At 68.8% G+C, this 22,440-nt stretch carries 22 protein-coding genes; 13 read left to right on the top strand and 9 right to left on the bottom strand.

Going from position 1 to position 22,440, the window contains the following annotated elements:
- Positions 1 to 77: 77 nt before the first annotated feature.
- The 4 genes from ACGFNK_RS05115 to ACGFNK_RS05130 all read left to right on the top strand — a co-directional run bounded on the left by ACGFNK_RS05115 (position 78) and on the right by ACGFNK_RS05130 (position 5,730).
- Positions 78 to 881 (top strand): carbohydrate ABC transporter permease, encoded by an 804-nt coding sequence (locus ACGFNK_RS05115; RefSeq protein ID WP_388685626.1) that lies wholly within the window; start codon positions 78 to 80, stop codon positions 879 to 881.
- 146 nt (positions 882 to 1,027) lie between these two features.
- Positions 1,028 to 3,382 (top strand): CDP-glycerol glycerophosphotransferase family protein, encoded by a 2,355-nt coding sequence (locus ACGFNK_RS05120; RefSeq protein ID WP_393412043.1) that lies wholly within the window; start codon positions 1,028 to 1,030, stop codon positions 3,380 to 3,382.
- Between the two features lie 21 nt (positions 3,383 to 3,403).
- Complete coding sequence (locus ACGFNK_RS05125) at positions 3,404 to 4,357, top strand: class I SAM-dependent methyltransferase (RefSeq protein WP_393412045.1); 954 nt, start codon at positions 3,404 to 3,406, stop codon at positions 4,355 to 4,357.
- 89 nt (positions 4,358 to 4,446) lie between these two features.
- Positions 4,447 to 5,730 (top strand): hypothetical protein, encoded by a 1,284-nt coding sequence (locus ACGFNK_RS05130; RefSeq protein WP_393412047.1) that lies wholly within the window; start codon positions 4,447 to 4,449, stop codon positions 5,728 to 5,730.
- A 22-nt stretch (positions 5,731 to 5,752) separates the two neighbouring features.
- Here ACGFNK_RS05130 and ACGFNK_RS05135 read toward each other — a convergent pair whose 3' ends face one another.
- Entirely contained in the window at positions 5,753 to 6,166 is a 414-nt protein-coding gene (locus tag ACGFNK_RS05135; protein WP_388685328.1) for an organic hydroperoxide resistance protein, read from the bottom strand.
- A 138-nt stretch (positions 6,167 to 6,304) separates the two neighbouring features.
- Between ACGFNK_RS05135 and ACGFNK_RS05140 the strand changes: the two genes are divergently transcribed.
- From ACGFNK_RS05140 to ACGFNK_RS05155, 4 genes are all read left to right on the top strand, one after another.
- The gene (locus ACGFNK_RS05140) at positions 6,305 to 6,841 is read left to right on the top strand and encodes a MarR family winged helix-turn-helix transcriptional regulator (protein WP_393412049.1); all 537 of its coding nucleotides are present in this window, start codon (positions 6,305 to 6,307) and stop codon (positions 6,839 to 6,841) included.
- A 129-nt stretch (positions 6,842 to 6,970) separates the two neighbouring features.
- On the top strand, positions 6,971 to 8,659 hold the full coding sequence (locus ACGFNK_RS05145; RefSeq protein WP_393412051.1) for a glycosyltransferase: 1,689 nt from the start codon (positions 6,971 to 6,973) through the stop codon (positions 8,657 to 8,659).
- A gap of 64 nt (positions 8,660 to 8,723) precedes the next feature.
- A complete protein-coding gene (gene galE / locus ACGFNK_RS05150) occupies positions 8,724 to 9,704 on the top strand; it encodes a UDP-glucose 4-epimerase GalE (RefSeq protein WP_393412053.1) in 981 nt (326 codons plus the stop codon).
- 230 nt (positions 9,705 to 9,934) lie between these two features.
- Positions 9,935 to 10,672: a hypothetical protein gene (locus ACGFNK_RS05155; protein ID WP_393412055.1), complete on the top strand. Its 738-nt coding sequence runs from the start codon at positions 9,935 to 9,937 to the stop codon at positions 10,670 to 10,672.
- A 122-nt stretch (positions 10,673 to 10,794) separates the two neighbouring features.
- Here the strand turns inward: ACGFNK_RS05155 and ACGFNK_RS05160 are convergent, their stop codons facing one another.
- From ACGFNK_RS05160 to ACGFNK_RS05175, 4 genes are read right to left on the bottom strand one after another with little or no spacing between them, the layout of a single operon-like run.
- Positions 10,795 to 11,310 carry a helix-turn-helix domain-containing protein gene (locus ACGFNK_RS05160; protein ID WP_393412057.1) on the bottom strand — a complete coding sequence of 172 codons (516 nt, stop codon included), beginning with the start codon at positions 11,308 to 11,310 and terminating at the stop codon, positions 10,795 to 10,797.
- Positions 11,307 to 11,720: a type II toxin-antitoxin system RelE/ParE family toxin gene (locus ACGFNK_RS05165; RefSeq protein WP_386351994.1), complete on the bottom strand. Its 414-nt coding sequence runs from the start codon at positions 11,718 to 11,720 to the stop codon at positions 11,307 to 11,309. The genes ACGFNK_RS05160 and ACGFNK_RS05165 overlap by 4 nt, the downstream gene beginning before the upstream one ends.
- Positions 11,717 to 12,073, bottom strand: coding sequence for a hypothetical protein (locus ACGFNK_RS05170; protein ID WP_393412059.1), 357 nt, complete (start codon positions 12,071 to 12,073; stop codon positions 11,717 to 11,719). Before ACGFNK_RS05170 ends, ACGFNK_RS05165 begins: the two co-directional genes overlap by 4 nt.
- Positions 12,070 to 12,510, bottom strand: a complete 441-nt coding sequence (locus ACGFNK_RS05175) for an ATP-binding protein (protein WP_393412061.1) — start codon at positions 12,508 to 12,510, stop codon at positions 12,070 to 12,072. The genes ACGFNK_RS05170 and ACGFNK_RS05175 overlap by 4 nt, the downstream gene beginning before the upstream one ends.
- A 302-nt stretch (positions 12,511 to 12,812) precedes the next feature.
- Between ACGFNK_RS05175 and ACGFNK_RS05180 the strand changes: the two genes are divergently transcribed.
- Genes ACGFNK_RS05180 through ACGFNK_RS05190 form a run of 3 tightly spaced genes read left to right on the top strand, consistent with a single transcriptional unit; the run spans position 12,813 to position 14,809 of the window.
- Positions 12,813 to 13,664 (top strand): DUF5753 domain-containing protein, encoded by an 852-nt coding sequence (locus ACGFNK_RS05180; protein WP_393412063.1) that lies wholly within the window; start codon positions 12,813 to 12,815, stop codon positions 13,662 to 13,664.
- A 12-nt stretch (positions 13,665 to 13,676) separates the two neighbouring features.
- Positions 13,677 to 13,871 (top strand): DUF397 domain-containing protein, encoded by a 195-nt coding sequence (locus tag ACGFNK_RS05185; protein ID WP_393412065.1) that lies wholly within the window; start codon positions 13,677 to 13,679, stop codon positions 13,869 to 13,871.
- On the top strand, positions 13,868 to 14,809 hold the full coding sequence (locus ACGFNK_RS05190; protein WP_393412067.1) for an ADP-ribosylglycohydrolase family protein: 942 nt from the start codon (positions 13,868 to 13,870) through the stop codon (positions 14,807 to 14,809). Before ACGFNK_RS05185 ends, ACGFNK_RS05190 begins: the two co-directional genes overlap by 4 nt.
- A gap of 76 nt (positions 14,810 to 14,885) precedes the next feature.
- On the opposite strand, the gene ACGFNK_RS05195 is transcribed toward ACGFNK_RS05190, so the two are convergent.
- A complete protein-coding gene (locus tag ACGFNK_RS05195) occupies positions 14,886 to 15,107 on the bottom strand; it encodes a hypothetical protein (RefSeq protein WP_165345107.1) in 222 nt (73 codons plus the stop codon).
- A gap of 113 nt (positions 15,108 to 15,220) precedes the next feature.
- The gene (locus ACGFNK_RS05200; protein WP_386351967.1) at positions 15,221 to 15,880 is read right to left on the bottom strand and encodes a TetR/AcrR family transcriptional regulator; all 660 of its coding nucleotides are present in this window, start codon (positions 15,878 to 15,880) and stop codon (positions 15,221 to 15,223) included.
- Positions 15,881 to 15,995: 115 nt separating this feature from the next.
- Between ACGFNK_RS05200 and ACGFNK_RS05205 the strand changes: the two genes are divergently transcribed.
- Both ACGFNK_RS05205 and ACGFNK_RS05210 read left to right on the top strand, forming a co-directional pair.
- Positions 15,996 to 16,925 carry an ABC transporter permease gene (locus tag ACGFNK_RS05205; protein WP_393412070.1) on the top strand — a complete coding sequence of 310 codons (930 nt, stop codon included), beginning with the start codon at positions 15,996 to 15,998 and terminating at the stop codon, positions 16,923 to 16,925.
- Entirely contained in the window at positions 16,918 to 17,736 is an 819-nt protein-coding gene (locus ACGFNK_RS05210) for an ABC transporter ATP-binding protein (RefSeq protein ID WP_393412072.1), read from the top strand. Before ACGFNK_RS05205 ends, ACGFNK_RS05210 begins: the two co-directional genes overlap by 8 nt.
- 710 nt (positions 17,737 to 18,446) lie before the next feature.
- Here the strand turns inward: ACGFNK_RS05210 and ACGFNK_RS05215 are convergent.
- Together ACGFNK_RS05215 and ACGFNK_RS05220 are read right to left on the bottom strand one after the other, a co-directional pair.
- Positions 18,447 to 19,550 (bottom strand): glycosyltransferase, encoded by a 1,104-nt coding sequence (locus tag ACGFNK_RS05215; RefSeq protein ID WP_393412074.1) that lies wholly within the window; start codon positions 19,548 to 19,550, stop codon positions 18,447 to 18,449.
- An 11-nt stretch (positions 19,551 to 19,561) separates the two neighbouring features.
- Positions 19,562 to 22,429 carry a CDP-glycerol glycerophosphotransferase family protein gene (locus ACGFNK_RS05220; RefSeq protein WP_393412076.1) on the bottom strand — a complete coding sequence of 956 codons (2,868 nt, stop codon included), beginning with the start codon at positions 22,427 to 22,429 and terminating at the stop codon, positions 19,562 to 19,564.
- Positions 22,430 to 22,440: the final 11 nt, after the last annotated feature.

The following is a 22,440-nucleotide window of genomic DNA, read 5'->3' on the forward strand; positions in this document are numbered from 1 at the left end:
TGGTGACCACCGAGGCGTCCGCTCCGCCCTCGCGCTCGCTGGTCTCCCGGCTCGCGAGCGGCGCGGCCGGCGGCGTGATGCGGGTCGTGCTGATCCTGATCGCGCTGCTCTGGGTGACACCGACGGTCGGGCTGCTCGCCTCGTCGTTCCGTGACCCGACCGACATCGCCGCCTCCGGCTGGTGGGACGTCTTCAGCAAACCGTCCCAGCTCACCACCGAGAGCTACTCGACCCTGCTCGGCAAGGAGGAGATCACCGACTCCCTGCTCAACACGATCTGGATCACCGTTCCGGCCACCGCCCTGGTGATCGTCATCGGGGCCATGGCCGGATACGCCTTCGCCTGGATGGACTTCAAGGGCCGCGACTGGTGGTTCCTGGCCGTCGTGGCGCTGCTCGTGGTGCCGGTGCAGGTCGCACTGATCCCGCTGTCCGCTCTCTTCGGCGACCTCGGGATCTACGGCAGCGTCATCGGCGTCGTCCTCTTCCACGTGGGTTTCGGCCTGCCGTTCGCGATCTTCCTGCTGCGGAACTTCTTCGCGGAGATCCCCCGTGAGCTCCTGGAGGCCGCACGGCTCGACGGCGCGGGCGAGACCCGGCTGTTCACCACCGTGATCCTGCCGCTCGGCGCACCCGCCATCGCGTCGCTCGGCATCTTCCAGTTCCTGTGGGTGTGGAACGACATGCTGGTGGCGCTGGTCTTCTCGGACTCCGGCTCGCGACCGCTGACGGTCGCCCTGACCGAGCAGACCCGGCAGTTCTCCGGCAACATCGAGACGCTCGCGCCCGGCGCCTTCATCTCCATGGTCATCCCGCTGGCCGTGTTCTTCGCGTTCCAGCGGCAGTTCGTGTCCGGTGTGATGGCGGGCGCGGTGAAGTAGCGCTTCCGAATGATCTGTTGAGGGGTGGCCGGTACCGGCCACCCCTCAACTCACTCCCGACGTCCCCCATATGCCACATCTGGCGTAACCACGTCACCCCTTCGGCCGTTTCCGGGCAGTCTGCCGCGCCGACCCATGGATGTGACGTGCCCCGGTTCAGTGTCATCGTCCCCGCGTACAAGGTGCAGGCCTACCTGCACGAATGTCTCGCATCCGTCCTCGAACAGTCCTACCCGGACCTTGAGTTGATCGCCGTCGACGACTGCTCGCCGGACGCCTGCGGCTCGATCATCGACGAGTTCGCCGCCCGCGACCCGCGCGTACGGCCCGTGCACCTCGAGGAGAACAAGGGCCGCGGCCAGGCCCGCAACGCCGGTCTGGAGCGCGCGAAGGGCGACTACCTGGTCTTCCTGGACGGCACCGACACCCTCACCCCGCACGCCCTGCGCGCGCTCGCCGACCGGCTGAACGAGACCGAGGAACCGGACGTCCTGGTCTACGACTTCGCGCGCACCTTCTGGACGGGCGAAACGGTACGCAACGTCCAGGCGGCGCAGCTCACCGAGCGCGGCCCGGCGCCGTTCCGCCTCGACGACCGGCCAGGGCTGCTCAAGGTCCTCATGGTGGTGGGGAACAAGGCGTACCGCCGGGAGTTCATCGAGCGGGAGGGCTTCACGTTCTCTCCCGGCCACTACGAGGACACCCCCTGGACGTACTCAGTCCTGATGGCCTCCGAGACCATCGCGACGCTCGACCGCGTCTGTGTCCACTACCGCCTACGACGTCAGGGGAGCATGCCCAGCACGCCCGGCACGACCACCGGCCGGGGTCACTTCGACATCTTCGACCAGTACGACCGTGTCTTCGCCCATCTCGACGCGCACCCGGAACTGGCGCACTGGCGCCCCGTCCTGTTCCGCCGCATGGTCGACCATCTCTCGGCCGTGTTCCTCGGACGCGACCGGCTGCCGCGCGGCTCCCGTCCCGAATTCCTGCGCAGGGCCCGCGCGCACTACGCCCGTTACCGGGTTCCGGGCGCCCGCCTCCCGGCCCGCAACTGGCTGCGGCACGTGCTCATCCGCCTGGGCAGCCACCGCACGTATCGCACGCTGTGGGCGGCGGCGCAGCTGAAAAGACGGGTGGCGGAAGGCGTCAGGGCGGCGTTCCGCGGCGTACGGGCCGTGGCGCTGCGGCTGCACTACCGCGTCCAGCTGCGGCTTCCCGTACGGGCCGACCGCGCCGTGTTCTCCAACGGGGACGGACGCGGTTACGGCTGCAACCCGGCAGCGCTGGAGGACGCGTTCCGGACATACGCGCCGGACATCCGCACCGCGTGGATCGCGGCGCCCGAGCACCACCACACCGTCCCGACCGCGACCCGCAAGCTGAGCCCGGACACGGCCGCGTACTGGACGGCGCTCGCCCGCTCCAAGTACCTCGTCAGCAACGTCGACTTCGACCGCAAGCTGGTCAAGCGACCGGGTCAGATTCTGGTCCAGACGCAGTCCGGAACCCCGCTCAAGCGCATGGGTCTGGATCTCCAGGACCGCCCGGCGGCAGCCCGCGGCACGGACTTCGCCGAGCTGCTGCGCGGAGTCGACCAGTGGGACTACTGCCTGTCCGGCAACCGCCACTCCACGCTCGTCTGGGAGCGCGTCTTCCCCTCCGGCTATACGACGCTCGAGTACGGCCAGCCCCGCAACGACGTGTTCCAGCGGGCGACTTCGGCGGACGTGGCCCGGCTGCGCGAAACACTCGGCATCCCGGAAGGTTCGGTCGCGATCCTTTACGCGCCGACGCACCGCGACTACCGCCGCTCCCAGCGCCACATGCTCGACCCGGAGCGCGTCCTGCGCCGACTCGGCCCTCGCTTCGTACTGTTGACCCGCGCCCACCCTTCGTACGAGCAGCCGCTGGCCCGCAGCGGCGGCCGGCTGATCGATGTGTCGGGGCATCCGAGCATCGAGTCCCTGTGCCTGGCCTCGGACGCGCTGATCACCGACTACTCCTCCCTGATGTTCGACTATGCGAATCTCGACCGGCCGATCGTGATCCACGCGGACGACTGGGCGGCGTACGAGGCGGCACGTGGCACGTACTTCGATCTGCGCACGTTCCCGCCGGGAGTCGTCGCGCGCAGCGAGGACGAACTCATCGACATCTTCGCGACGGGCCACTGGCGCGGTTCGCGCTCCGCGCAGCTGAGGGCCGCGTTCCGGGAGCGCTTCTGCCCGTACGACGACGGACGGGCCGCCGAGCGTGTCGTACGCCGGGTGGTGCTCGGTGAGACCGCCGGGCTGCCGGCCGTGGTGCCGCTCGACGAGCGCCATCCGGTGCCGTCGGTGGAAGACGGCATTCCAGGGGTGCTCGATTCCTCCCGAACCGGTGATTATCCGACCTCCTCACCACTGGCAACTGTTTCGACACCCGGAGTTTCCGTTCCCGTCGTTGACAGTCCCCGAAGCCCTCGGATCCCATCCCTGAACACAGAAATTCCATAGACCCCGCTGTACGGAGTACACATGACCTCCAGCACCACCGAGCTGCCCCGTCCCAAAACGCTGTCGGACGTCAAGGGCTGGTTCCGTGCCGTCGATCAGCAGCTGTTCGACTGGTTCCTGTCCCGGCAGCTCGACAGCCAGCAGACCGGCAATCTGCTGGAGCTCGGCGCCTACATGGGAAAGAGCGCCATCTTCATGGGCTCCTACCTGCGTGGCGAGGACAAGTTCACGGTGTGCGACCTGTTCGACTCCCCCGCGGAGGACGCGGCCAACAGCAAGGAGATGAACAAGTCGTACTCGACGCTGACCCGGCGGGCCTTCGAGGCCAACTACCTCGCGTTCCATGAGGAGTTGCCCGAGATCATCCAGGCGCCGAGCCAGGTGGTCGCCGACCGCGTCGAGGACAAGAGCTGCCGCTTCGCGCACATCGACGCCTCGCACCTGTACGAGCACGTGAACGCCGACATCGAGGCGGTGCGCGACATATTGCTGCCCGATGGCGTGGTCGTCCTCGACGACTTCCGCGCCGAGCACTGCCCGGGCGTCGCCGCGGCCACCTGGGGGGCGATTCCCACGTTCGACCTGCGCCCCATCTGCATCACGGGCACCAAGTTCTACGGCACCTGGGGCGACCCCGAGCCGCTGCGGGACGCGCTGCTGGAATGGCTGGCGGGCCGTGACGACATGTGGCACGAGGTGCAGCGGGTCGCGGGGTACGGGCTGATCCGTATCACCGGCCAAAAAGCGACCGAGCCGAAGCAGCCGGTGTCCAAGTACGCGGGCGAAGAGCCGAAGCCGGTCGTCGCGGCGCCCAAGCCCGCGCCCGCTCCGAAGCCCGCTCCCGCTCCGCGCGCCGCCACGCGGCCCGCCACCGTCAGCGCCGCCAAGCGGCGGCCGAGCCGGACCAGGCGGATCGCCAAGGACCTGCTGCCGCCGATCATCACCAGGGCGATTGTCAAGGCCCGTAAGGGCTGAGGCCTCTCGGTGGGGCGGGCCACGGCTCGCCCCACCGCATGCGGTGGCGCGGGCTCACAACACCAAGAGCACAACACCGAAAGAGCCGTATGCCCCGCTTCAAGGCCCGTACCTGGGTGATCGTTCTCGCCACCGTCTTCGCGCTGCTCCAGCTCGCCAACATCACCGGGCGGGACACTCCCGACAGCAGGAACTACCTGTCGTACGCCCTGGCTCTGCGCGGTGACAGCAGGCGCGAGGCGGCTGCCGCCACCATCGACTACGTCTGCGCCAGCCGGCACGCCGAGGCGCGCCGCGAGCGGAGCGTCGACGTGGTGCGGTTCCACTCTCCGGGCCCGGTCGGGCGGATCCCCGAGGAGTGCCGCCGCGAGCTGTGGCCGGAGGTGGACCGGCGGCTGCGGGCCGGTCAGACGACCGCGCACACGGTGCCGTTCAACTCCGAACGGTTCATGCGGATCTTCGAGGCGCGGCCCGGGTATCCCGCGCTGCTGGCGCCGTTCGTCACGGTGTTCGGTGTGACCTGGGGCATCTGGCTGTCGAGCGTGTTCGTGGCCGCGGCCGGAGGCGTCCTCGTCTTCCTGGTCCTGCGCGCCCTGCGCACTCCGACCGCCGTGGCCCTCACCGGGCAGGCCCTGTACTACGCCCTGCCGGTCGGCACGACCGCCATGCGCCCCATGACCGAGGGTCTCCAACTGGCTCTGACCCTGGCGGCCTTGTGGGGCTGCGCACTGGCACTCGACGGCCGGACGCGCACGGGCGCCGCACTGATCGGCGGCTCGCTGCTGCTGCTCTTCACGGTGAAGCACTCGCAGGCAATGTTCCTCGGGCTGTGCCTGGTGGCGGCGTGCGCGGTGATCGCCGTACGGAGAAGGCGACTTGACCCCGCCCTGCGGGTGATCGCCGTGATGGCGAGCTGCGCGGCCCTGGGGACCGTGTCGGCCGCCGGGCTGCTGAACTACCCCTCCACGAGCGAGAGTCTCCAGGACCTGCTCGCCCATCACTTCACGCTGCCCGACCGCGCGGACCCGTGGCCGGAGTTCTGGCGACTGGAGCTCAACTTCTGGGTGGAGTGGCTACGTCGGCAGTTCTTGCAGCCGCTCTTCATCGCGGCGCTGGCCGCCGGGGCGTGGGGTGTGCTGCGGCAACGTCCGGCCTACGCGGCGTTCCTGATCGCGGCGGCCTTCAGCGGGGTCGTCAACCAGGCGGGGCATCCGGACATCAACATCGGCGACCGGCTGATCGTGGTGGCGTGGGTGCTGCCGGTGATCGGGCTGCCGCTGCTGCTGGAGCGGGCCGCGTCGACGATGGCGGCGCTTGAAACGCCGGATGCCCGGCCCGCGTTGAGTGCGGACCGGGCAACGATCAGGGTTTGACCAGGCGTCTGGGGTTGCTCGATTACTCGACGACGAGCTCGACCGGGATGTTGCCGCGGGTGGCGTTGGAGTACGGGCAGACCTGGTGGGCCTGCTCGATCAGCTTGCGGCCGGTCTCGGCGTCCACGGAGTCGGGCAGCTCCACGCGCAGCGTGACCGCGAGGCCGAAGCCCTCGCCCTGCTTGCCGATGCCGACCTCGGCGGTCACCGCCGCCTCGCTGACATCGACCTTCGCCTGCCGGCCGACCAGACCGAGGGCGCTGGCGAAGCAGGCGGAGTAGCCCGCGGCGAACAGCTGCTCCGGGTTCGTGCCCTGACCGTTGCCGCCCATCTCCTTCGGGATGCCCAGCTCAAGGTCGAGGCGGCCGTCGTTGGTGAAGGCGCGGCCCTCACGGCCGTGGGTGGCGGTGGCGACAGCGGTGTAGAGCGCGTCCATGGGAAACGTCCCTCTCATCATCAGGGTCAAGATCAAGGTCGTATCGGCAGGCCTTGGAGCGCCTGCCGCACGACTGCAAGTAGAGCACACAATTCAGTTGCGCACAATCCAATGGCGTACTTGAGTTATCCTGGAGGCATGACCGCTCCGACACCGACTCCGACTCCGGATCCCGCCGTCACGGACGCCGCAGCCGACGCTGTGCGCGACGCCGACGCCCTTCGCGAGGCCGGGGACTTCCTGCGTCTCGACCAGCAGATCTGCTTCTCCCTGAACGCCGCGTCGCGCGCCTTCGGCGGCGTGTACCGGGTCGTCCTGAAGGACCTGGGGCTCACCTACCCCCAGTACCTGGTCATGCTCGTGCTGTGGGAGCACGGCGAGCTGCCCGTGAAGAAGCTGGGCGAGCACCTGCGGCTCGACTCAGGGACCCTGTCGCCGCTACTCAAGCGCCTGGAGGCGACCGGGCTCGTACGGCGTGAGCGCAGCGCCCGCGACGAGCGGTCGGTGGTCGTCGGGCTCACGGACGAGGGCGGCGCGCTGCGCGAGCGGGCACTCGCCGTACCGCGCCGGATCGCCGCCGCGACGAGCTTCGACCTGGACGAGATCCGCGAGCTGCGGGCCTGGCTCGACAAGCTCACGGCGGCGCTGGACGCGGCGGAACTGGAGAACGGCTGACCACTGAGACGCCGCTTCTGGGGGAGCCTGCGCTCATCACTGCCATCTTTCCCCACGGGACAACAAGCACCACATAACGGAGAATCAGTCACAAAGCCTCCGTTTCTTCCCGTGGAAGCCAGGCACACCATGCAAGCCATACACCCTCACCTGTCGCAGGTCTGCGTCATCGTCATCGGTTACGACGACGCCGCCCATGTGACGGACGCGGTGCGCTCTGCCCTCGCACAGGGCCCGGCCGTCCGCGAGGTGATAGCCGTCGACGACTGCTCGGCGGACGGCAGCCCGGACCTCCTGGACCGGCTCGCGCGCGGCGAACCGCGCCTGAAGGTCGTACGCCGCAAGGTCAACAGCGGAGGCTGCGGAAGCCCCCGCAACGACGGGATCGACGCCGCGACGGCCCCGTACGTGATGTTCCTGGACAGCGACGACGTACTGCCGCCCGGCGCGGTGGACACGCTGCTCTCCGCCGCCTTCGGGCACGGCACGGAGGTCGCAGCCGGCCTGTGCATACGCCGCGAGCTGCCGTCCGGTCGCGAGGTCCCCTGGCGGCCCGAGCTCTACGCGAGACCCGTCCTCGTCCCCCACCCCTCGCACCGCACCCGCCTGGTCCACGACACGCTCTGCGTGAACAAGCTGTACCGCACCGGCTTCCTGCGCGAGCACGGCATCCGCTTCCCCGAAGGGCGCTTCCCCTACGAGGACTTCGTCTTCACCGCCCGCGTACTCGCCGCCGGGCCGCGCCTCGCACTGGTCCCCGATCCGGTGTACGTCTGGCAGGTGCGCCGGTCCGCCGGGCGGCTGTCGATCTCGCTCGACCGGGCGGGCATGGACAGCTGGCGGTCCAGGCTGACGGCCCACGGCATGGCGTACGACATCCTCCTCACCGCCGGTGAGAAGCGGCTCGCCCGGGCGGCGCGCGCCGCGTTCCTGGACCACAGCCTGCGGATGTACGCGCGCGAGCTCGGCCTGCGCGGTACCGGGTACCGGCGCGAGTGGTGGGCGCTCACGCGCGCGTACCTCGCGACGTTCGACGCGGGTGACTTCGCGTCCGCCCCCGCACCCGGGCGGGTCGTCGCGCAGGTCGTCATGGCCTCCGAGGAGCCGCGCGACCTGGACCGCATCAGGGAGCTCGCTTCGCGTCCGGCCCGGCTGACGCCGCCCTATCCACGGGCGTCGGACGGCACCCCGCTCTGGTCCGCCGACCTGCCCCAAGTGACCCTGGAACACCTGCTGTTCCGCCCTGTACGACTCCTCCCTGTCGCCGTCGACGCGGAACTGCGGCCGCGCGCGCGTGCCACCCGGCTTCGGCTGCGTCTGCACGAGCTGTACGGGCGGATGACGGAGGCGGGACCGGCAGGCATGGACGTCGAGTTCGTACACCGGGAAAACGGCAGCGTGGGGCTCGGACTCACGGCGCCGCTTCTGCCCGACGACAGCGAGGCCGGCTCCGGGGTGGGCCCAGGGTTCGACGCCTCGGTCGGCTCCTCGGTCGGCTCCTCGGTCGGCTCCTCGGTCGGCTTCTCGGTCGGCTCCTGGTGGGCCGAGGTGCCGGTCGACCTCTCCGCGCTCGGCTCCGGCACCTGGGATCTGCGGCTGCGACTGCGGTTCCACGACGGCTCGGCCCGCGACACCACCGCGCACGCGGTCGCGGGGCCCGGACTGCTGCGTCGTACGGTCGTGCCGAGCCGCCGGCACGGCGTGTTGCTCGTCCAGCCGTACGCGACCCATTCGGGCTCGCTGGCGTTGCGGCTCGCGCCCGGTCGGCGGGGAATGACCGCCGTACTGCGCCGTCGGCTGAGGCGGCTGTTTCACTAATGCGCGACGGGGCCCATTGGCCGACGATGGTCTTACCGACCGACAGACGAGGGGACGGCCGTACATGACCTGGCTGATCACCGGCGGCGCCGGCTACATCGGGGCGCACGTCGTCCGCGCGATGACCGAGGCGGGCGAACAGGCCGTGGTGTACGACGACTTGTCCACCGGGATCGCCGAGCGCGTCCCCGACGGGGTCCCGATGGTCGTCGGCTCGACCCTGGACGCGGACCGGGTGGCCCGCGTACTCACGGACCATGCCGTCACCGGTGTCGTTCACCTGGCGGCGAAGAAGCAGGTAGGCGAGTCGGTCGAGCTGCCGCTGCACTACTACCAAGAGAACGTCGAGGGTCTGCGGGTGCTGTTGTCCGCCGTGACCGAGGTGGGAGTGCCCTCCTTCGTGTTCTCGTCCTCAGCGGCGGTTTACGGCATGCCGGATGTCGACCTGGTGACCGAGGAGACGCCCTGCGTGCCGATGAGCCCGTACGGCGAGACCAAGCTGGCAGGCGAGTGGCTGACCCGCGCCACGGGCCGCGCACACGGCCTGTCGACCGCCTCCCTGCGCTACTTCAACGTGGCGGGCGCGGCGACGCCGGAGCTGGCCGACGTCGGGGTCTTCAACATCGTGCCGATGGTCTTCGAAAAGCTGACGGAGGGCGCGCCGCCACGGATCTTCGGCGACGACTATCCGACGCCGGACGGCACGTGCGTACGCGACTACATCCACGTGGTCGACCTGGCCGAGGCCCACGTGGCAGCGGCCCGCCGCCTGTCCGCGTCCCCCGGCACGGACCTGACCCTCAACATCGGCCGCGGCGAGGGTGTGTCGGTCCGCGAGATGATCGACCTGATCAACGACCTAACGGGCTACGACGTCCCTCCGGTCGTCACGCCGCGCCGCCCAGGGGACCCACCCCGCGTCGTGGCATCGGCTGCCCGCATCGCCGACGAACTGGGCTGGAAGGCGAGGTACGACGTGGCCGACATGATCACGTCGGCTTGGGAGGGATGGGTACGGCTGTATCCGGGGGCGCGGCGCGGCTGAGAGAGTCCTGAAGTGACCAGGCCGGTCAGGGACTTGACGCCGGACTGCGATCCGGTGTCCCTGAATCCGCGTTAATTCGATGCCCCTCGGTCGGCCTGGCGGATAGGGTCCACACGTGCGTTGATCTTCCGGGCGGCGGCCAAGTGTCGCCGCGGACGGTGCGGGGCGCCCCCATCAGCGGGGCCGCCCCGGCAGGCATACCCGTCACCATCCCACCGGAGATTCACACAGTGACTGCCCAGCAGCCCCTCACTTACGACGCGTTCGTCGAACTCGCCTTCGCTGATTCCGCCGTCGTCGGCCTAGTCCTCAAAGGTTCGCAGGCCCACGAAGGCCTGACCACCAAGTACTCCGACCACGACCTGTACGTCATCCTCGCCGATGACGCGGCAACGGACCTCACCCGGTTCACAGGCCACCGCACCCCCGAGCTCGACCTCGTCGTCGTCCCGCTCACCGAGTTCCGCACGGCCGGAATGCCCGGCTTCGAGCGCTACGCCCTCGCCCGCGCCCGGATCGTGCTCGACCGGCTCGACGGAGGCATCGCCCAGCTCCTGGCCGACAAGGCACGTCTCGACGCCGATGAAGCCTTCCGGGACTCCCGTAACTGGCTCGACGCCTACGCCAACTCCCACTACCGCTCCGTCAAGAACGACCGCGACGGCCATTCACTCGCCGCCCGCCTGGACGCCGCCGACAGCATTCGATTCCTGCTGGAGCTGCTCTTCGCTCTCGACCGTCGTCCCCGCCCCTACAACAAGTACCTGGAGTGGGAACTCGCCCGATACCCGCTGCCCGGCTGGGACACCGACATGCTGCTCGATGCTGTGGCTCACATCTCAGGAACAGGCGACGTGCCCCTGCAACAACACCTCTTCGCCCGTGTCGAGCCAGCGGCCCGGCGGGCCGGACACGATGCGGTGCTGGATGCATGGGGCGAGGACCTCGACCTGATGCGACCGCGGTAGAGGGACGCCGACGGAGGGCGGACTGCGGCCGGCACCCAGCACGGTGACCTGTCGGAGTTGGTCCGCCCGCCGCTGCGTTCGTCGGGACAGTCCCAACGTGACTGCTCTGACACGTGGCTTGGTCAGGCGACTTCGGTGCGGAAACCGTCCATTTCGGCCACGACCTTCAGGCTTTCCGGTTTCTGCTTCAGGATCGTGTACAGAAGGTCAGCGTTGGTACGGTCCGTGGGGGCGGGGAGGAACCAGACTCGCCCGCCGGGTTGCGTGATTTCGAGCCGTACGTCTCCCCCGATGGCCTGGATGTAGGCGGCGAGGTCGAAGATGAACTGGGCTAGGGGGATCAGCTCGTCCGAGGTGCTGGTCTCCAGCTCGTCGATGCGGGAAAGATCGACACGGGGAGGGCTGAAGGCGCCGGATTCCAAGTTGATGACCCGGGCGAGTTCGACACCCATACGGCGGGCGACGTCCTCGCGGGTGGCGCTGGCTCGCTCGCGGAGTTCGACGAGCCGGGCACCGCGTTCTTCTGCAGCCAGGCGCTCGGCTTCCCGCTTGACCCCTTCACGGTCGGCGGGGTCGTCGAAGAATTCGGCGAGCAGGTCATCAGGGGTGTCGTAGACCCCCGCTTCGTGGGTGTTCATCGTCGGCCCTCCTCCATCTCCTTCAAGTGTCGCTCATATCGCTCTTCGGCGATCGGAATCGTCTCGTCGTACCAGCCGGTCCAGTTTCCTGCTTTGTTGCCGGCGGCGAGCACAACCGCCTGGCGCTGGGGGTCGAACACGTACAGCATGCGAATGGACACCCGGCTGCCGGAGCGCGGCCGGAGTTCCTTCATGGCGTACTTGGACCCGGTGATCCGATCGGCTGTCGGGCGCCCCAGTCCTGGCCCTCGTTCTTGCAGCCGAGTCAGTGCGGCGGTGATGTGCTTCAGCGTGTCTGGGTCGTCCCGCCTGAGCTGGTGCAGCCAGCCACGGACCTCCGGGACGATGACCAGCCGATAGATGTATGGATTCGGTGGCTCCAAGGAGCGCTCCCCCTGTTGGTCGTTCAAGCCTCGATCTCCCGCTCGGCCTCACGCAAAATCGTGTTGACCTCCGCCATGGCGGCGCGGAACGCGGCTTCGCCAGCCGTCTCGTCCCGAGCGATCCGCTCAGCTTCATGCAAGCGAGCCGCCTGTGCCGGATCTCGTTCGATCGCCACCAAGACGCCCCATCGTTTCAGGAAGAGCTGAAGCGGAGCCGTACTCCCGGTCTGGCTGGCCTGGTCGAACGCCCGCCCGGCCTCCCAGTCGAACTGCGGCAGGTCCGCTAGGCTCACCCGCTTTACCGCCTCACGCAACGCGTCCCTGGTCAGGGGCGGCATCGGGATGATCGGCCCCTCCTGATGGACCGGCTGCGGGCTCATCCCTCGGTCCCTTCTCGCCGAAGGCCGGATAGGCCGGACGCCCCGAGTTCGAACCAGACACCCTTCCCTCCCGGGGGCGGGCCGACGGCGTGTGCGGCGTCCGGTTCCGTGCCCCATCTGCCCTCGGTGAGTGCGTCCACGAGCCAGATGCCGCGCCCGTTCTCGTCGAGGCAGCCCTCTCTCAGCTTGGGCGGTCGCAGATCTCCGTCGTAGACGGTGCCCCGGACCGCGGCGAGCGGTTCACCGACGGCCAGCCGTAACACAGCGTCGGTCCCCTTGGCGTGTACGCAGGCGTTGGTGACGAGTTCGGAGGTGCAGAGGACCGCGTTGTCGACGAGGTCGCCGAGTTGCTGCGAGCGCAGGACGGAGGCGACGAAGTCGCGGGCGACGCGAGGGGTGGTGTCCAGGGAGGGGCAGAAGAGGGTGTACTCGGGCATGAGGGATCAACTCCGTTGCAGGGATGGCGAAATGCAGGGAGGAGGGAGCAAGAGGGGTAGGGCGCCGGTCGGTGTCATTGCCCGTGGGGTCGACTTCGCACGGGTGCGCTTCCAACTGGCGTTGGGCATGGGTGAGTTGATCAGCCGACGATTACCGCGACGCAGCGTGTCGGCTTCAGCACCGAAGGTAGGCGTAACCTAGTGACGGCACAAGCTAACGCCGAAGACTGCCCACTTTTCGGTGACCGTGCCGCGCTTGAGCGGCATACTCGGTCAGCCAAACCACCAGGGAGAGAGCACCAATGCCGCCAAGGAGCACCCCTACCGCCCGGCAGGAGCGCCTGGGGAGCGAGCTGCGCAAGATGCGTGAGCGTGCGGGAGTGACAGCTCGTGCCGCCGCCGCGCTGCTGGGCTCGAATCCCATGCAGCAGAGCGCCGTGGAAACCGGCCGCAGCGGCATCAGCGAAGAGCGTATTCGCCGCCTGGCAGCACACTGCGCCTGTGACGACGCCGCGTACATCGATGCCTTGGTCTTCATGGCCACTGAGCGCGGGAAGGGCTGGTGGGAGGATTTCCGGGGCGTCATCCACCCGGGCGGGCTCGACCTGGCAGAGCTCGAACACCACGCCGTAGGTGTTCGCACCTTCCAGGTGGCTCATATCCCAGGGCTGTTCCAGACCGAGGATCACATGCGAGCCGTCTTCCGCTTTGCGTCGCCCGACTGGCCGCGTAAGGATCAGGACGCCCACGTCGAGTTCCGCTCACTTCGACAGCGGATCATCACCGATCAGCGTGCGACACCGTACGAGGCCGTGATCCATGAGGCCGCGCTTCGCATCCGAGTTGGCGGCCGGAAGACTGCACGCGCCCAGCTCGAACGCATCCTTGAGCTCTCCGTGCTGGATCACGTGAACGTACGCGTGGTCCCCTTCGACAGTGAGGACTTCGCCGGAGCCGGACACTCGATGCTCTACGTGCGCGGCCCCGTACCCCAACTCGACACGGTGCAATTGGACACCGCCCACGGGGGCAGGCTCCTCGATGCCGAGTCTCTGCTCCAGCAATACCGGAGGCGCTTCGACCAGGTCGTCACCACAGCCCTGACGCCCAAGCAGTCCCAAGACCTCATCGCCCACATCACCACGGAACTCTGAAAGGCTCCCAACGTGTCCGCCCCCCTCCAGTGGCAGAAGTCAACGTTCTCCGGTGGCGGTTCGAGCGAGGACTGCGTCGAACTCGCCGCCGCCAACACCGCGATACACCTCCGCGAGAGCGACGACCCCGCAGCACTAATCACCACCAGCCCCACCCCCCTGCGCGCCCTCCTCTCAACCCTCAAGGCCGGCCGCCTCGCCCCATGAGGACGCCGATCGACCGCACATCACGCGCCCTCGGGGCCGTTCTCGGATCCGCCGTCGGGGACGCCCTCGGCGCGCCCTTCGAATTCGGGCCCGAAGGGGCGTTCTCGGAGCGGTTTCCCGAGCCCGGTGGCGGCGGTGAGATGTGCGGAGGCGGCGGCTGGGACCCCGGTGAAGCCACCGACGACACGCAGATGGCCGTGCTCGTCGGTGAGTCGCTCCTGGAGTCCGGTGGGCTCGAACTGGCCGACATTTTCCGGCGGTTCCAGCGGTGGGCGGTGTCCGAGCCCAAGGACATCGGGCTGCAGACCGAGGACGTACTCACCAGTGGAGAGCCTTGGGACTTCGCCGCCGCGCTCCACTTCCAGGTCAACCAACGGGCTGCGGGGAACGGGGCGTTGATGCGGGCGGCCACGTCCGCGGTGTACTTCGCGGGCGGTGGCACGGAGGCCACGATGGACGCCGGGCGTCGCATCGCCGCGCTCACCCACGGGGACCGGGCGGCCTGGGAGGGGACGGCGCTCTTCCACGAGTTGGTCCGGGTGGCTCTGGCCGGGAGCGATCCGCTCGATGCGCTGCCGGGCGCCCTGGATCTCGTACATCCGGATCATCGGGCACGGTACGCGACCGTTCTCGCGCCGGACTGGCATCCCGATCAGGCGACGGAATTCAACGGGGCTGTTTGGCCGTGCCTCGGATCGGCCGTGTGGGCGGTGCGGTGTACGTCGTCGTACGAGGACGCCGTGCGGGCCGCAGTAGATCTGGGCGGGGACACCGACACCGTGGCGGCGGTCACGGGTGGGCTCGCGGGGGCGGTGTACGGGGCGGACGCCATCCCGTCACGGTGGACCGAGCCGTTGCATGTGCCGCTGCCGGGGTTCGGCGGGCGGGTACTGCGGGCAGGGGAGCTGGTAGGGCTGGCCGATCGACTGGCTCAGTAGCCGCGGGTGCGGAAACGCGTTCGCCGCGGGTGGGACGACTGTCCCAGTCCGCGGCGAGCGTTGCTGACGGGTTCCGTCAGAGTTTGTCCATGCGGGTGTAGGGGCTGACGATTCGGGCCTGGCGGGCACCGAAGTCGACGAGCATCGCGACGCCGTCCTCGACGCCGACGATCGTGCCCAGGCCGAACTGGTCGTGCGACACTCGGTCGCCCAGAGCGAAGTGCTTGGCGACCGGGGCAACCGGAGCTTTGAAGGGACTGGTGGGCAGATGGCGCCGGGGCGCGGAAGGCTTCGTCATCGTGAAACCAGTATGCGTCAGCGCGGGCCCGAGGTGTGAGTCACGGATGACAACGATCCGGCGCCCGGTCTGCAACGCGGGCTACCGCGCGCCCCACCACAGGCCCACAACGCCTACAACGCCTTGAGCGCCACGGCCGTCGCCCGCGCCAGCTTCTCCAGGTAGCCCTGCGGCAGCTTCGGGCTACGGATCACCACCGAGCGCCAGTACAGCGGGCCGGAGATGAGGTCGAGGGCCATCTCGTCGTCGATGCCCATACGGACCTCGCCACGCCGCTCGGCCGCCGCGACGATGCCGCTTGCGACGCCCTCCTGCCCTTCCCGCAGGGCCTTCTGCATGGCCTCTGCGATGTCCGGGTTGCGGGCCGCCTCCGCCTGGAGGTCGGGGATGATCTGCGAGGCGACGGGGTGGCGCAGAGCGCGGGCCGTGACCTCGTACAGCAGCCTCAGGTCGCCCTCCAGGGTGCCGGTGTCCGGCGCCGGCAAGCCCTGTACCGCGATCGCCGACACCAGGTCGAGCACCAGGTGCAGCTTGGAACGCCACCGGCGGTAGACCGCCGTCTTGCCGACGCCCGCGCGGCGCGCGATGCCCTCGATCGACATCCGGGCGTAGCCGACGGCCGCGAGTTCCTCGAAGACGGCCGACCGGATGGCTTCCGTCACATCCTCGCGGAGTACGGCCGCCCCGGCGGGAGCCCTTCGGCGCGGCTGCTGGGGGCTCTGGCCGGCTCCGTCGGCATTTCCGGCAGCTTTCCCGTCGGGGTTCGTCGTCATGGCGCACAGCATAGGGGCGTCACGACGACACGGTTGCGTTCCGACGTCGAATCGACTTACGCTCACGTTGCGACGATACGGTCCCGTCCCGACGTAAACGCCAAAGGATGCCGATGTGAGTCAGGTCCTCGACACAGCGCTTCCGGCGCCGGCCCACCCCGACGCCCCGTCCGACGACGACCCCGCCGCGCTCGCCGCCCGGTACGGCCTCACCGTCAGCGGCGCCCGCCCCTCCCTGCCCGCGTACGTCCGCCGGTTGTGGGCGCGGCGGCACTTCATCACGGCGTTCGCGACGGCCAGGCTCACCGCGCAGTACAGCCAGGCGAAGCTCGGGCAGGTCTGGCAGGTGGCGACACCGTTGCTGAACGCGGCGGTCTACTACCTCGTCTTCGGCAAGCTGATGGGCACCAGCCGGGGAGTGCCCGACTACGTCCCGTTCCTGGTCACGGGCGTGTTCGTGTGGACGTTCACGCAGAGTTCGATCATGGCGGGCACGCGGGCGATCTCCGGCAGCCTTGGCCTGGTCAGGGCGCTGCACTTCCCGCGTGCCGCGCTGCCGGTGTCGTACGCGCTGCAACAACTCCAGCAGTTGCTGTTCTCGATGGCTGCGCTGATCGTGATCCTGCTCTGCTTCGGGGTGCCGGTCACGGCCTCGTGGCTGCTGGCGGTCCCGGCTTTGGCACTTCAGTTCGTGTTCAACGCGGGCGTGGCGATGATCATGGCGCGGATGGGGGCGAAGACGCCGGACATCGCGCAGCTGATGCCGTTCGTGCTGCGCACCTGGATGTACGTCTCGGGCGTCATGTGGAGCATCGACAAGGTCCTCAGCGGTCACCAGGACCTGCCGCACGTCGTGCTGCTCGCGCTGGAGTGCAATCCGGCCGCGATCTATATCGACCTCATGCGGTTCGCCCTGATCGACAGCTTCCAGGCCGGCCAGTTGCCGCACCACGTGTGGGAGCTCGCGATCGGCTGGGCGCTCCTCGCGGGCGTCGGCGGCTTCATCTACTTCTGGAAGGCCGAGGAGACGTACGGACGTGGCTGAGCACGTGGAGAACAACGAGAAGATCCCCACCGTCATCGCCGACCGCGTCGACATCGTCTACCGCGTCAACGGCACCGGCGCCGGCCGCGGCTCCGCCACCGCCGCGCTCAACCGCATCCTCCGCGGCAAGAAGACGGAGCAGGCGGCGGGCGTACGCAAGGTGCACGCGGTAAAGAGCGTGTCCTTCACCGCGTACAAGGGGGAGGCCATCGGGCTGATCGGCACGAACGGTTCCGGCAAGTCGACCCTGCTCAAGGCGGTTGCGGGGCTGCTGCCCGTGGAGCGTGGGCGTATCTTCACGCACGGTCAGCCCTCCCTGCTCGGGGTGAACGCGGCTCTGATGAACGACCTCACCGGTGAGCGCAATGTCCGCCTCGGAGGGCTCGCCATGGGGATGTCCCGCGAGCAGATCCGTGAGCGGTACGAGGAGATCGTCGACTTCTCCGGGATCAATGAGAAGGGGGACTTCATTACGCTGCCCATGCGCACGTATTCCTCCGGGATGGCGGCACGGCTCCGGTTCTCGATCGCCGCCGCGAAGGATCACGACGTGCTGATGATCGACGAGGCGCTGGCCACCGGGGATCGCTCCTTCCAGAAGCGGTCCGAGGCCCGGATCCGGGAGCTGCGGAAGCATGCGGGCACGGTGTTCCTGGTCAGTCACAACAACAAGTCGATCCGGGATACGTGTGACCGGGTGCTGTGGCTTGAACGCGGGGAGCTCCGGAAGGACGGGCCGACCTCTGAAGTGCTGGCTGCCTATGAGGAGTTCACCGCTGGCCGCCCACCAGGGCATCCCAATGCCCGTTGACAGCTCACTCCACCCGAGACGCATTGTTGCTGTCTGTACGCCCCTGATCGCCATGGGATTGGCATTCTGGGCACAGCTCGTGACGCCCCCCGCAGGTGAGCACACTTCCCCAGCCGTTACATGTCTTGCAATCGGCAGCCAAGGCAGCGTTGGCACGCGGGGTCGGGTCGGGGGTGGCAGCCAGGGCATGCCCCATGCATCTCTCCTCGGGTCGAACTCGCGACGACAGCGCCGCCTCACACGGACATGCCCAGTTTAGTCCGATTAATATCTGAATGCACCCGTTTTCCTTGATTTCATGACCGTTTATTTCTGATTTGGTCCCCAGCGTCACATGTGATCACGGAATCGGCCCTCTCCCGAAGCTGCCGCCAAGTGGTCTCAACGTTTGTCCGCGAGGGCCTGCGGGATCCGACACCAGGCGATGTCCGGACGGGCTCCTGACCCGGCCCATGTCGGTGCCGGCCGCTACCGTCACGGGCGTCCGTCTGCTGTTGCTGCTCGGACGGCGCCTCGCCCAGCGTGGAACCCGGGCGCGGCCCGTTACCGTACGTGTGGTCACGTGGCCGCTCAGTTTCGCGAGGTACCAGAGCCCTACACGCGCCAGAACCGCCGTCCGTACCCGCGCGTGGAGCGTGCCCGCCGGCATTTCGAGCGGGCGACCACGGGCGAAGGAGGCGGTGACGGAAGGGGCGGGCCTGGAGTCCCCCTCAGCGCTCCAGGAAAGCGAACAGCTCCTCCCAGCGCCGTACGATCTCATCCGTTCTGTATCGCTGAATGTTCGCCCTCGCCGCGTCCCCCATCCGATCCCGCAGCTCCTTGTCGGACATCAACGTGCCCAGCCTGCGGGCCAGTTCGCCCGTGTTGCCGAGGCCCGCGAGCAGACCGTCCTCCCCGTCCCGGACGATCTCGCGTACTCCGGGCGCGCAGTCGAACGCGGCGCAGGGCAGGCCCGTCGCCATCGCCTCCATCAGGGCGAGCGGGAAGCCCTCACCCCGCGACGACTGGACGAAGACCGAGCCGCCGCGCAACGCGCCCGGCACATCGCCCGTACTCCCCATCCACTCGACGGAGTCGTCGAGCCCGAGCGCGGTGCACCGCTTCTTCAGCAGCTCCTCGTCCTCGCCGGAGCCGTAGATCCGCAGGGTCCAGCCGGGGTGGCGCGGGGCGGCCTCGGACCAGGTGTCGAGGAGCATGTCGATGCCCTTCTGGTCGTGCAGTCGGCCCATGCTGACGACCACGTTCGCGGTGCGCGGCGAAGGGATGTCAGGCATGAAGGGCAGCGGATTCGGCATGTACGAGACGTTGTTGAGGCCCTGGCCGATCCACAGGTCGGCGTCCTCGCGGGTCAGGGCGAGGAGGCGGTCGACATCGCGGTAGTGCCTGAGCACGCGCCGGAAGCGTCCGGCCGCCTTGGAGTAGGCGAACGACTCGTGGGTCATGCCGATGACGGTCAGACCCCGTGTGTCGGCCAGTTCCACCCACTCCATGGCCCACACCTGCGTGACGATCACGACCGCGCCGGGCCGCGCCGCCCGGAACAGCGCCGTCAGCCTGGAGGCCTGCTCACGCATGCTCGCCCGGCGGGCGCGGCCGGGGCGGGGCGGCTGGGCGTCGTACAAGGTCGTTGTGGGGTACGGGAGTTCGTCGCCCAGCTCCTGTTCGACCTCGGCCGGAGTGACGCCGACCATGTGTACGCGATGCCCGCGCCCGGTCAACAACCGGGCCATCTGGTGCGACCAGCTCGTCACTCCGCCCAGCTCGTTGACGCTGTTGGAGACGAAGAAGACGTCCCGCTCGGGGCCCCCGGTCACGCGCGCCTCCACTAGGGCCCCCACTGGGAGAAGAACTGCTCGACGACGCTCTGCGCGGCGTTCCCCTTGTCGTACTCGCCGAAGTCCGCGACGAACTGCTCCCGCGCCGCCGCGTACTTGACGGCTTGTTTCTCCAAGGAGCCGAGGACGGCATGCAGTTCGTCCTCGGTGCGCACGACGGGTCCGGGTGCCCGTTCCAGCAGGTCGAAGTAGGTCCCGCGGCCCTCGTACGCGTACTCCTCGTAGTCGTACGCGAAGAAGAACATCGGCCGGTCGAGGAGGGCGTAGTCGAACATCACGGACGAGTAGTCGGTGATCAGGCCGTCGGCGAGCGCCAGTAGCGGGGTCACGTCGTGGTGCGTCGACACGTCGATGACGCGGCCCCGCACGGACGGCGGGAGCACCACGTGGTCGAGGTAGTGCGGGCGGACGAGAAGGACGTAGCGGTCGCCGAAGGTGTCAGCGAAACGCTCAACGTCGAAGGGCAGCTCGAAGCGGCCCTTCCCGCGTCCGCGGAAGGTGGGCGCGTACAGCAGGACCCTTCTGTCCTCAGGGATGCCCAACTCGGCGGCCAGTGGCGGTCGTTCGGTGGCCCGGCGGGCCCTTACGAGCGCGTCGTTGCGCGGATAGCCCACCCGCAGCAGTGTCTTCTCCTGGAGCCGGAAGGCGCGGGCGAGCGTGCGGACGTCGTGCTCGGTGCGGATGAGGAAGCGGTCGAAACGGTCCAGCGTGCGCTGCTGCTCTTCCTGACGGCGACGGAACCTGAGCTTCCACTCCGGCTCGTCGAAGCCCATCCGCTTGAGCGCCGAGCCGTGCCAGGTCTGGATGTACGTGGTCTGCGGCCGCTTGGTGAGCTTCAGCGGATAGCTCTGGTTGTCGATCCAGAACTCGGCCCGGGCCAGCGCCTGGAGATAGGGCAGCGACCAGCGGCGTACGAGCGTGGCGTCGGACGGGAAGCCCACCGGGCTGCCGGTGTACGACCACACCGCCTCGAACTCCAGGCCCTGGCGCCGCATTTCCTCGTAGATGGCCCGCGGGCTGTCGCTGTACTGCCGGCCCAGGTGACTCTCGAAGACGACCAGGCGTTTCTTCACGGGCAGCCGGCTGAACACCTCGTGGTACATCCGGATCTTGGTGTCACCGGAGGTCAGCTTCTTGCGTGCTGTCTTCGCCTTCCGGTAGCCGGACTTGGCGAGCCGGCCCGGCGCCCCCTGCACGCCGCGCGCGACGAACCTGTCCACCTGCTCGCGGGACACCAGCCGGAAGCAGAGATGGCCGCGCGCGGAGATCCCGGGCTCGATGTGGTGGGCGGCCAGCCGGGTGAGCCGGGGCCGGACGGGCAACTGCCCGGAGGCAAGGCCTGGTTCGGAGGCGGTGAGACGGGTCGTGGTGCGGGCGCCGTCGACGTCGAGATGGAGCCGTACATCCCATACGGCGTCCACGATGCCCAGCGGACGCAGCCCGCGCGCAAGGTCCGCCGTAGCCTCCCAGGCGATGGTCTCGCCCTCGTGCCGCAGGGTGGCTACGGGGAACCGGAAGGTCTGGAAGCGCAGGCCCTTGCGGCGGGCGTAGAACTCCAGCTCGCCGGTGAGCCGAGCGCCGGGCGGGATGATGCCGAGCGGGTTGGTGATGCGCCCGGCGAGACGGACCGTGCCGGCCGTTTCCGCGTAGCCGGTCAGGGCGTTGCGGAGGAACATTTTCTGGAGCGGCTTGGTGTGGTAGCCGAGTTCGGTGACGTCCAGGACCTGCCGCCCGAAACCGTCTCCGTCGAGATGAGCGGCGTCGCACCAGTAGATTCGCCCGTCGCGTTCGAGGAGCGGCGAGGAGATCTTGTCGCGGTTCGTGAGCGTGTCCACGGCCGGGAGGAGCTGGTCCCAGTCGCTCTTGCGCAGCAGATGGGCGCAGATGGCGTGGATGGGCTCCACCTTGTCGAACGCGGCGCGGTCGATCGAGTCGAGGTAGTCGCGGGCGATCGCGGCGAACTCCTGCCGGTAGGCGGCGTCCCGGAACGGCAGTTCACGCAGGTGCAGCACCAGATCGTGCTTGAGGAACTTGACGTCCTTGTGGAACTTCAGTGCCAACAGGCCCTGTTCCGCCAGCAGTTGGTCGATCCGGTGATGGATCTCCATCCGCTGTGCGAAGTTGGCGATCTCGTCGCGCCGGTTGCTGATCGACTTCGCGGCGGCCTTCTCGACGACGTTCCAGTCGTACACGCGGTTGGGGATCAGGGTGATGCGGCGGGCGGCCGCATACGCCTGCGCCGAGAAGAGCAGGTCCTCGTAGTGGACGCCGACGGGGAAGCGCAGGTCCCGGTCCAGCAGGAACTGTCTGCGGTAGCACTTGTTCGTCGACAGCGTGTCGAAGACCAGCAGGTCGGGCAGCTCGGCGATCGACTCCAGGGTGCGGGTGCGCTTGTACAGCCAGGGGTACCACTTGACCTCCTTGCGGCTGCGCGCGTCCACATGCACGCGTACGCACAACCCGGAGACGAGGTCGGCGCCGGTGGTCTCGGCCGCTTCCAGGAGGTTCCGGCAGGCGTTGCGTTCCAGTACGTCGTCGCTGTCGAGGAAGACGACGTACGTACCGCGCGCCTGCGCGAGGCCGTGGTTGCGCGGCGCGCCGCAGCCACCGCTGTTCTCCGGGAGCCGGTAGGCACGTACGCGATCGGGATGCTCGGCGGCCAGCCGCCGGGCCGCCTCGTACGAGCCGTCCGTGCTGCGGTCGTCCACGATCACGACCTCCACGCCGCGCAGCGTCTGCGCCAGCACGGAGCGGACGGCCGCCGGCAGGCGGGACGCGTCGTTGTAGACGATGACGACGACGGTGACGTCGGGTACGGCGGCGGTGGCGCCGGGCGGCCGGGACGGATCCACGTTCACCCTATTGATCC

Source organism: Streptomyces sp. NPDC048825, from assembly GCF_043198355.1.
Taxonomy (GTDB): Bacteria; Actinomycetota; Actinomycetes; order Streptomycetales; family Streptomycetaceae; genus Streptomyces; species Streptomyces xiangluensis.

Bases quoted from the DNA above. Each gene is read 5' to 3' on its own strand.
- galE (WP_393412053.1), top strand. From the start codon at position 8,724: ATGACCTGGCTGATCACCGGCGGCGCCGGCTACATCGGGGCGCACGTC.
- ACGFNK_RS05175 (WP_393412061.1), bottom strand. From the start codon at position 12,510: ATGCCCGAGTACACCCTCTTCTGCCCCTCCCTGGACACCACCCCTCGC.
- ACGFNK_RS05190 (WP_393412067.1), top strand. From the start codon at position 13,868: ATGAGGACGCCGATCGACCGCACATCACGCGCCCTCGGGGCCGTTCTC.
- ACGFNK_RS05160 (WP_393412057.1), bottom strand. From the start codon at position 11,310: ATGAACACCCACGAAGCGGGGGTCTACGACACCCCTGATGACCTGCTC.
- ACGFNK_RS05180 (WP_393412063.1), top strand. From the start codon at position 12,813: ATGCCGCCAAGGAGCACCCCTACCGCCCGGCAGGAGCGCCTGGGGAGC.
- ACGFNK_RS05130 (WP_393412047.1), top strand. From the start codon at position 4,447: ATGCCCCGCTTCAAGGCCCGTACCTGGGTGATCGTTCTCGCCACCGTC.
- ACGFNK_RS05140 (WP_393412049.1), top strand. From the start codon at position 6,305: ATGACCGCTCCGACACCGACTCCGACTCCGGATCCCGCCGTCACGGAC.
- ACGFNK_RS05125 (WP_393412045.1), top strand. From the start codon at position 3,404: ATGACCTCCAGCACCACCGAGCTGCCCCGTCCCAAAACGCTGTCGGAC.
- ACGFNK_RS05135 (WP_388685328.1), bottom strand. From the start codon at position 6,166: ATGGACGCGCTCTACACCGCTGTCGCCACCGCCACCCACGGCCGTGAG.
- ACGFNK_RS05115 (WP_388685626.1), top strand. From the start codon at position 78: ATGCGGGTCGTGCTGATCCTGATCGCGCTGCTCTGGGTGACACCGACG.
- ACGFNK_RS05145 (WP_393412051.1), top strand. From the start codon at position 6,971: ATGCAAGCCATACACCCTCACCTGTCGCAGGTCTGCGTCATCGTCATC.
- ACGFNK_RS05170 (WP_393412059.1), bottom strand. From the start codon at position 12,073: ATGAGCCCGCAGCCGGTCCATCAGGAGGGGCCGATCATCCCGATGCCG.
- ACGFNK_RS05200 (WP_386351967.1), bottom strand. From the start codon at position 15,880: ATGACGACGAACCCCGACGGGAAAGCTGCCGGAAATGCCGACGGAGCC.
- ACGFNK_RS05195 (WP_165345107.1), bottom strand. From the start codon at position 15,107: ATGACGAAGCCTTCCGCGCCCCGGCGCCATCTGCCCACCAGTCCCTTC.